Genomic DNA, 10751 nt, shown 5'->3' with positions numbered 1-10751 from the left:
CTGTACCTGGAACTTTATCGTCTGGTAATTCGCTGTTTGGTACTTTACCTTTACCGTCTTCACCGATTGTGACTGGGATTGGCTTACCATCTTTACCTGGGATTTCTACCTTAGTTCCTGGTTTGTACGTTGAGCCATCTGGTTTCTTAGGCGTTACTGTAACGTCACCTGTCTTAGGATCTTGTTCAACATCTAGTGTTGGTGTAAGTTTTTCTGGTGGTGTTACTGTTACATTTACCGGTACTTCGTCTTTCGAACCATCTGGGTAAGTTACTATAACTGTGCGTGTTAATTTACCATTTGTAACAGTTGGAGTTTCTCCATCTTTCCATGCATATGTCGTTCTTGTACCTGGTGTTGTTCCTGTAGCTGGCAAGTCAGACTTATTGGAAATATAAGTCTCTGGTGATCCCAAATCTGGAACAGCTCCATTTGAAGTCACCTTCACTGTAGGATTTGTAGCTGTTGGTGTATATTTATCAGCTTGCTTACGGAACTCAATCTGAATATTGGCGTTATTAGCAGTGTTATTGTTTGTGTTGTTATTTGTCAGACCTTCTTGGTCATATCCACTAATATAACGATTCCAGATATTTCGACTAGCTGGAGTATTGACAACCTGATCTTTACCAACATGACCTGAAATAGTAACTTTATATGGGTTAGTATCTGTCGCATTGCCAGCTTGACCTAAATTACTTGTCTTATCCGTGAAGTTAATACTTGTACCATTAGCAGGAAAATCAAGACGACCACTATTTGTAACCTCGAAATTACCTGATGGTGCTACTGCTTGAGCATTGTCGTGAACCTTAATCTTATCCAAGCGACCACTGTTATCAGTTAAGTTCACATCAACGCTAAACTCTTCTTCACGATAAACGATAATCTTATGTGGGTTAGTACTATCAATTTCTGCATTCTTAATAGGAGTTAAGCTAGTAATCGTTGGTGCTACTGTGTCACGAACTGTGAAGGTTACAGGTACTTCATCTGTTGAACCATCTGGATAAGTTACTACAACTGTACGTGTGACTTGACCATTGTTAACAGTTGGAGTTTCTCCAGCTTTCCATGCATATGTCGTTTTTGTACCTGGTGTTGTTCCTTTAAGTGGCAAGTCAGACTTGTTGGCAATATAAGTCTCTGGTGATCCCAAATCTGGAACAGTTCCATTTGAAGTCAGATTCACTGTAGGAGTTGTAGCTGTTGGTGTATATTTATCAGCTTGCTTACGGAACTCAATCTGAATATTGGCGTTATTAGCAGAGCCATTGTTTGTGTTGTTATTTGTCAGACCTTCCTGGTCATATCCACTAATATAACGATTCCAGATATTTCGACTGGCTGGAGTATTGACAACCTGATTTTTACCAACATGACCTGAAATATTAACTTTATATGGGTTAGTATCTGTCGCATTGCCAGCTTGACCTAAATTACTTGTCTTATCCGTGAAGTTAATACTTGTACCATTAGCAGGAATTTCAAGACGACCACCATTTGTAACTTCGAAATTACCTGATGGTGCTACTGCTTGAGCATTGTCGTGAACCTTAATCTTATCCAAGCGACCACTGTTATCAGTTAAGTTCACATCAACGCTAAACTCTTCTTCACGATAAACGATAATCTTATGTGGGTTAGTACTATCAATTTCTGCATTACTATTAGGAGTTAAGCTAGTAATTGTTGGTGCTATCTTGTCAGCCGGTGTTATCTTAGCTGGAGTTGTTACATCAGGAACTTCAACAGTTGGTTGACCTGGTTCTGTAATCTTACCTATACCTGGGACATTACCTTCAGGTAAATCACTATTAGGTACTTTACCTTTACCGTCTTTACCGATTGTGACTGGGATTGGCTTGTCACCTTTACCTGGGATTTCTACCGTAGTTCCTGGTGGGTATGTTGAGCCATCTGGTTTCTTCGGTGTTACTGTAACGTCACCTGTATTAGGATCTTGGTTCAACTCTAATGTTGGTGTAATAGATTGTGTAACCCTGACAGTTGATGTAAACTCCGCACTTTGTCCAACGTTATTGACAGACTTGACCTTGACCTTATAGTCGCCAGGATCTGAAGTAACACGACCTGTGATAATAAGCTTGTGCTCATAATCACTCACTTTTTGAACTTCAACTTTTTGATCTTTAAGTTCCAGCTTACTATCCACTAACTTGATAGAATCAGCTGGATTATAACCTAGTTTTGGATCACCAAGTGAAAATCCTGCTAGCTTATCTGTAGTTGTAAATTCAAGTCGAATTTCCTTACCTTTTTCGATAGTTTGATCAGCCCCCGTCACCTTAGGAGATGGCAAACCATACCATTGCATATCATTTCGGTGGGTGCTGAACTCATAGGAGCGCATCCCTGCTGCATACATGAGTGGAGTCCCCTCAGCAGCCTTGGTTTTGAAACGAAAGATATAGTTTGATGCACTATCCTTAGTTCTACCACGATAATCAATATCAAAATGATAGACTTTTTGCGTATTTCGTATCAACCAATCCTTCAAATAATCTGATACCAGAACATCCTTCTCCGTTGTCGTACGGGCACCACCTGTACGATTAAAATAGAGTGTATCAGGTTTTGAAATGATTTCTTCAAATGTTTTAATCTCTCCATCAGCACCTTTCCAGAAAGCATCGGTAGTGGCGGCTTTGCCCCAAGCCTGCTCGATAGCTCCACCAGGGGTACCAAAGTTAACATCCTTAGACGTAGAGCTAACCTGATCTTTAAAGATGTCGTATAAGTTTCGTGGTAATCTTCCTTGAGTTTCAATACGTCGTTTTCCACCAGAACCACCCCAGTAACTACCAAATGATGCCGAACCGTCGTCTACCAAGGTATGACCAGTTGGAATGGTAAACCAAGCATGAGCATTTTGGTGGTTTTCAGGATTAGCTTCAAACTCAATTTCCCAATTGTAGGTATCTCCGTTTTTAGTGACATCAACCTTAACGACATCCTTGACATCCTTAACTCTTTGTTTATCCGCAGTATTTTGGTTACGGTCTCTAAAGAGCATGGTACCAGCTGGATAACCTGAGCCATCTCCTTCCTTTGTGAAGTAGAGCCCAACAGCATTGTCATAGGTTGCCCCCGCATCAGCGCGAAGCGTTGTTCCAACTGGGATAGCTGCGCCATTACGGACGTCATTATGCCCAGAAGTCAAACGATTACGTGCAATCATAACAGAGCTTTCGTTACGTTTGATGACACGATTCATATCCTCAACATCACGAAGGCTAACTTCTACACCACCAAATGCAGACTTGGCTACGGCAACTTGGGCGATAGCTTTTTCCAAGATTTCACGTGTCAAGTCATTCTCAGGTGTTTGGGCGATAGCCTGCTCCAAACGATCAATAGATACTTTGAGACTAGCTTTAGCTTTTTCTAGTTGCTCAGCATTAGTATTTTCTGAAGTTTCCTCAGACTTAGCTGAAATTTCTGGAGTTGGCTTCGCTACTTCTGGCTTGTTTTCCGGAGTTGCTTCCTGTGTACTTTCACCATTTTTATCTTCTTTGACTTGAGGAGTTTCCACTGCTCGTAGCTGGTCCAAAACATTGGTCAAGCGAGCTACTAAAGCGTCCACTTCTTCTTGACTCACTTTTGAATCAGCGAGAGTCTGTTCAGCCTTAACAAGTTCTTCCTTGGCAGCAACCAAAAGATCTGTATTAGCAGCTTCCTTGACGTGGAGCTGGTCTTTGAGCTGTGTCACAAGCTGACTTGCAACAGCTGTATCCACTTTTACAGAACTAGTAGGCTCTTCCTTATCTTGCGATTCAAGCGAACTCGTTCCTTGAATTGAAGCCCCTACATGAGGTTGTTCGACAGGTGTTACGCTATCCGCACTAACGACGCGCGCACCCAAAAACATCAGTGCTGCAACAGCAACTGAAGCCGCACCAAAGCTATATTTACGAATAGAGAAGCGTAAAACTTTTTCCTGTTGTCGACGCTTTACTCTACTTAGTGAATTTGATTTTTTTTCCATCGTTCCTCCTTATATTAAAGACAAAATCAAATTGAGAAGCAGTATTCCCTCTGGGGAATAATACAATAAAAATCACTCTTTTGAGCAATTTTTACACATTACAGCTATTACAGCTATTACAGCTATTACAGCTATTACAGCTATTACAGCTATTACAGCTATTACAGCTATTACAGCTCGATTATATCATTTTCAATTCATTTAAGCAATCATAAAGCCATTCAACCTCTCGAATAAAGCGCAAACATATGCGAATATTTATAACACATTAATATACAGTTTGTTTAAATAAAACAGAAAGATTCTCCTTTCTGATGACATTCTCTATATATTAGATTAGAAAGTGTACTAATCGCTCACCGATTGAGAACTTTTGGGAACATTTCAAAACTGAGCACTAGGATTGAAGTCATACAATATTTTGAGAGGGGTTTGGTACCAATACTGATGTCTCCCTTTTTCAGAAATAAAACAACGACCTTGTACTTCTTCAAATGAGGAACAAGGTCGTTTCTTAATCTTTTATTTCATCGTTCACTTAACAGTGAGTAGTTCAAACTTTAACGAAATGCTTATTTTAGTCTTCTTTTTTCTTTCCAAACGCAAGTCCAAGGCTACTTAGCATACCAAGGAGTCCTAAAGATGCAAGAATCATATCAGATTCTGTTCCAAGTATTGGCAATACATTTTGAGAATCATTTGACTTAGATTCCTTATCAATAGTAGCTGTAGTAGATCTGTGATTTGCATTCGGAGTAACTGCATTTGGATTTGGAGTTGTTGGCGCAGGTGTATCATGACCAGAATTTCCATTAGTATCTGGTGTGACTGGAGTTGCTGGAATTGTATTTGGATTTCCACTTGCTTTTCTGAAAATGTGAGTAATTACTGGTTCATTTTCATCAATCACAGTTCGTACAAATTCATATCCTGGAATTGATCCATGTTCAGTATCCTTTTCATTACCTGTCTTAACAGATGGTTTCAATACATTTCCTTCTTCATCAATCCATCGAACCTCAATCATTAGCTCTGGTAATGCAATTGAACCCCCTAATACATCGTTTTCAAAAGTTGTTACCTTAGGAACTTCCACAGATGATTTACCTGGTTCAGTAATCTTACCTGTACCTGTTTTTTCTACGTTTGGTAGATCACTGTTTGGTACTTTACCTTTACCATCTTCATCGATTGTAACGACGATTGGATTACCATCTTTACCTGAGATTTCTACCTTAGTTCCTGGTGGATATGTTGACCCATCTGGCTTCTTCGGTGTCACTGTAACATCACCTGTCTTAGGATCCTGTTCTAACTCTACTTTTGGTTCTTTCGTTTTCCCATAAGTTCGAACGGTTGTTGGAGTTACCTTACCTGTTTTTGGATCAACTTCATAGGTAGTGATATCAATCACATCGCGACCTTCAGAATCTTTAGATTGTTCAACCTTAGTTTTCGCACCAACTTTAACGATTGTCTTACCTGCTGGGCTGACTACTGGGGTGCCAACGTGTTCTGTGATATGACCGTCATTTGAATCTACATCGTAAGTGGTTGTAGTAACTGTTTTACCTTTTTTACCCTCAGTACGCTGAGCTGGTGTACCGAAGTCTTTTTCACCATCTCTAACATACTCAACTTCAGGTTCAATCGGTGTTTCTACTACTTTGTCCTTCGCTGAAACCTTGACAATAGTTTCTGTTGGATTTACTACTACTGGTTCTCCTACTCTTTCTGTAATTGTTCCATCTGATGGATTTACTTCGTAAGTAGTTGTTACTGTTCTTGAACCTGCTTGTCCTGCTTCTTCTACATTGTCTTGGCCTTTTTCGCGCGTATCATCTTTTACATATTTCTTAGGTGATGGGATTGCTGTTGTTTCTACTTTATCCTTCGCTGGAACCTTGACAATAGTTTCTGTTGGATTTACTACTACTGGTTTCCCTACTCTTTCTGTAATAACGCCTGTAGTAGGATCAACACTATATGTTGTTGTGGTAGTGCTTGAACCTGCTTGGCCTGCTTCTTCTACATTGTCTTGGCCTTTTTCGCGCGTATCATCTTTTACATATTTCTTAGGTGATGGGATTGCTGTTGTTTCTACTTTATCCTTCGCTGGAACCTTGACAATAGTTTCTGTTGGATTTACTACTACTGGTTCTCCTACTCTTTCTGTAATAGCACCTGTAGTAGGATCAACACTATATGTTGTTGTGATAGTGCTTGAACCTGCTTGGCCTGCTTCTTCTACATTGTCTTGGCCTTTATCGCGTGTATCATCTTTCACATATTTCTTAGGTGATGGGATTTCGGTTGTTTCTACTTTATCCTTCGCTGCAACTTTAACAATAGTATTAGTTGGTTCTTTCGTACGAACTGGTTGACCTTCATTTGCTGTAATCTTTCCAGTATTAGGATCCACAGTGTAAATGGTTGTGATAGTGTCTTCACCATCTTCACCTTTAACAGTAGTTGGGGCTGTACCTTTTTCTTTCGTATCATCTTTTTCATAGACAACAGGTGATGGTACTACTCTCTTCTCAACTGTTGGTGCTTTCGTTTTCCCATAAGTTCGAACGGTTGTTGGAGTTACCTTACCTGTTTTTGAATCAACTTCATAGGTAGTGGTATCAATCACATCATGACCTTCAGAATCTTTAGATTGTTCAACCTTAGTTTTTGCACCAACTTTAACAATTGTCTTACCTGCTGGGGTGACGACTAGGTTACCAACGTGTTCTGTGATATGACCGTCCTTTGAATCTACATCGTAAGTGGTTGTAGTAACTGTTTTACCTTTAGCTCCTTCAACGCGTTCATTAGGTGTGTCAACTTCTCGTTCACCATCTCTAACATACTCAACTTCTGGTTCAATCGGGGTTTCTACTACTTTGTCCTTGGCTGCGACTTTGACAATTGTTACTGTTGGATTTACTACTACTGGTTCTCCTACTCTTTCTGTAATTGTTCCATCTGATGGATTTACTTCGTAAGTAGTTGTTACTGTGCTTGAACCTGCTTGTCCTGCTTCTTCTACATTGTCTTGGCCTTTATCGCGCGTATCATCTTTTACGTATTTCTTAGGTGATGGGATTTCGGTTGTTTCTACTTTATCCTTCGCTGGAACCTTGACAATAGTTTCTGTTGGATTTACTACTACTGGTTTTCCTACTGTTTCTGTAATAGCACCTGTAGTAGGATCAACACTATATGTTGTTGTGATAGTGCTTGAACCTGCTTGGCCTGCTTCTTCTACATTGTCTTGGCCTTTATCGCGTGTATCATCTTTCACATATTTCTTAGGTGATGGGATTTCGGTTGTTTCTACTTTATCCTTCGCTGCAACTTTAACAATAGTATTAGTTGGTGCTTTCGTACGAACTGGTTGACCTTCATTTGCTGTAATCTTTCCAGTATTAGGATCCACAGTGTAAATGGTTGTGATAGTGTCTTCACCATCTTCACCTTTAACAGTAGTTGGGGCTGTACCTTTTTCTTTCGTATCATCTTTTTCATAGACAACAGGTGATGGTACTACTCTCTTCTCAACCGTTGGTGCTTTCGTTTTCCCATAAGTTCGAACGGTTGTTGGAGTTACCTTACCTGTTTTTGAATCAACTTCATAGGTAGTGGTATCAATCACATCGCGACCTTGGTTATCCTTATTACGTTCAACCTTAGTTTTCGCACCAACTTTAATGACTGTCTTACCTGCTGGGGTGACGACTGGGTTGCCAACGTGTTCTGTGATATGACCATCGTTTGAATCTACATCGTAAGTGGTTGTAGTAACTGTTTTACCTTTAGCTCCTTCAATACGTTCATTAGGTGTGTCAACTTCTCGTTCACCATCTCTAACATATTCAACTTCAGGTTCAATTGGGGTTTCTACTACTTTGTCCTTGGCTGCGACTTTGACAATAGTATTCGTTGGTTCTTTCGTACGAACTGGTTTTCCTTCACTTACTATAATCTTTCCAGTATTAGTGTCCACAGTGTAAGTTGTTGTGATAGTGTCTTCACCACCTTCACCTTTAACAGTAGTTGGGGCTGTGCCTTTTTCTTTCGTACCATCTTTTTCATAAACTACTGGGGATGGTACTACTTTCTTCTCGACTGTTGGTTCTTTCGTTTTCCCATAAGTTCGAACGGTTGTTGGAGTTACCTTACCTGTTTTTGGATCAACTTCATAGGTAGTGGTATCAATCACATCGCGACCTTCAGAATCTTTAGATTGTTCAACCTTAGTTTTCGCACCAACTTTAACGATTGTCTTACCTGCTGGGGTGACGACTGGGGTACCAACGTGTTCTGTGATATGACCGTCCTTTGAATCTACATCATAAGTGGTTGTAACAACTGTTTTACCTTTTTTACCCTCAGTACGCTGAGATGTTGTACCGAAGTCTTTTTCAACATCTTTAACGTATTCTACTTCAGGTTCAATCGGTGTTTCTACTACTTTGTCCTTAGCTCCCACTTTTACAACTCTAGCTATTGGTATAGTTACGACTTCTGGTTTGCCTTTTGATGGAGTTAGGGTTCCATTTACTGGGTTTACGCTATATGTTGTGGTGACTTTAGTTTGTCCTGCTTTCCCTGGAAATTGAACGGTAACAGTACCTTTTGGACTGTTCTCATCTTTTAAATAAACTGGTTTGGGTTCAACTGAATTATACTCAACTATATCCCTCGCGCCACCTCTATTGACTACTTCTTCCTTCTCAGCCGAAGTAAGACTGCCAATTTTGGGGTCTACTGTGTAGCTTGTTGTCTTCTTAACAACGTCGTCTCCTTTTTTAATGTATTCTACTTCATCCTTGGCTGCGACTTTGACAACTGTTTCTGTTGCCGGTTGCTTAACTACTGGTTGTCCTACATGTTCAATAAGAACTCCAGTTTTAGGATTTACACTATAAGTTGTTGTTACCGTCTGTTTCCCGATTTTTCCAGGTACTTCAACATTAGCTTGTCCTTTTTCGCGTGTATCATCTTTCACGTATTTCTTAGGTGATGGGATTTCTGTTGTTTCTACTTTGTCCTTCGCACCATTTTCCTTGAACACTTGATCAAGTGCATTTTTAGTAATCTGTCCTGTATCAGGATCCTTGATACTAACAGTTGTTGACTTAATGATGTCATTTCCGAGTTTGCTATATACAACAGTTTCTCCAACTTTTTCTAGAGACTTGGCTGTAGTAATCTTAGGATTTTGAAAACCTATCCCATCTAAAGAAACACGTTTTCCTGATATGAATTTCGGTTCCCTATTAATCATATCATTTTCAAAATAAGAACGGGAACTATGCCCTCCTTTTGTATCCCCAACATTTATAACAACATCACTATCATTACTGACACTTTTTCCTATAGTAGAATCGTTATTAACTATATAATGGGTCAGTTTACCTGACTTAGCTATTTTTTTACTATCTAAACCTTTTTGCCAAAACGCAGATGATGAGAGAAGACCTGTCCTCACTTTTGGAGCATTAAATGTTGTTCCTTTTTTTAATACATTATTATAAAAGTTTCTATAAGCCAGCTGTTCTTTAGTAGACATGACTCTGCTGTCAGAATATGCCAACTGATAGGCTTCAACCATTGCCCGTTGTACTAAATATCCTCCCAGAGAATGTCCTGTTAGATAAAGGTTGGTGATACTCTTATCCTTAGCTAATTCACGCATAATTTCTTCTGCTTCTATCGCCTGTTTAGGATTACTCCCTGTTCCAAGTGTTATATCAGCACCTATATCTTTAGAATCACTAGTCCCACGAAATGCTAGTACCTGGGCAGTTCCATTTGGTAAATATAAGAAATCGCTCTTAGTCTCAAATAATACAGCATCAAGTCCACTGGATGTATGATAACTTTTCTTTCTTTTCCAATAAGGTCCCAATTCCCTATTCATCATCATATATTCATAGCGTGGTTTACTTTCACCTTTCTTTTTGTATAACTCTGCTTCTGTTAAAGGTGTCTTATGATCCAGTACTCTGTCAATGTACTTATCGTCACGGTAGGACAATTCCATGAACATAATCATATCACGTTCACTTACATTCCATTTTAATTTTTCATCTGACTTTTCGTCACTGTCAATAATACCATCACCATCAGTATCCTCTAGTAGCGGATGGCTATTATAACCTACATACTTTTTCCCATTTTTTTCATAAATATAAAGCTCTTCTTTATCCTTCAAGTAATCATCATCTGTATAACCTTCTGGATTTAACTTGGGACCATTAACTAATAAACTATCAAGTTGATCACCTTCTGAACCGATTATTCCTGCTTTGATTTTTTTAGCATCTTCCTCAGTCAATTCATATTTTTTAATCTCAGTAGGATTTGATGCTGCTCTAACCTCTGGAGCACTTGATCTGTCTTCACCAGCCACCAAAGTAGTTGCCGTCGAATTGATATTTTCCTTACCACCGGAAGTATCTAGAACTGTCTCTTTTGTAGCTACTGTTGAAATCTCTTTAGCATCTATCTCAGAAGAAGCATTGTTTCGATGTTCTGAGATACTTTGAACTTCTTCTTTGATCTCCACAGTCGGCAGTGAATTGTCAATCTCAGAATTAACTTCTATCCCTGATTTATCATTATTTTCCGTAGAAGCCAAAACTCCTTGAGTTGGAGCAAACAAGGCAACCCCTATTAGTACAGATGCCGCTCCAACAGAAAACTTCCGAATCGAAAAACGTTGGCGTTTATTAAAGATATCTTTCAT

At 39.4% G+C, this 10751-nt stretch carries 2 protein-coding genes; both read right to left on the bottom strand.

Translation table 11 applies throughout. The features are described from left to right. Positions 1 to 4009: sialoglycan-binding domain-containing protein (locus QM469_RS09935; RefSeq protein ID WP_414276741.1), on the bottom strand; the 4009-nt coding region annotated here is incomplete at its 3' end. A 577-nt stretch (positions 4010 to 4586) separates the two neighbouring features. After that, the gene (locus tag QM469_RS09930; RefSeq protein WP_414276740.1) at positions 4587 to 10751 is read right to left on the bottom strand and encodes a G5 domain-containing protein; all 6165 of its coding nucleotides are present in this window, start codon (positions 10749 to 10751) and stop codon (positions 4587 to 4589) included.

Source organism: Streptococcus infantis, from assembly GCF_047464215.1.
Classification (GTDB): Bacteria; Bacillota; Bacilli; order Lactobacillales; family Streptococcaceae; genus Streptococcus; species Streptococcus infantis_P.
Note: the sequence above shows the minus strand (reverse complement) of the source record. Positions and strands in the feature narration are given on the sequence as shown.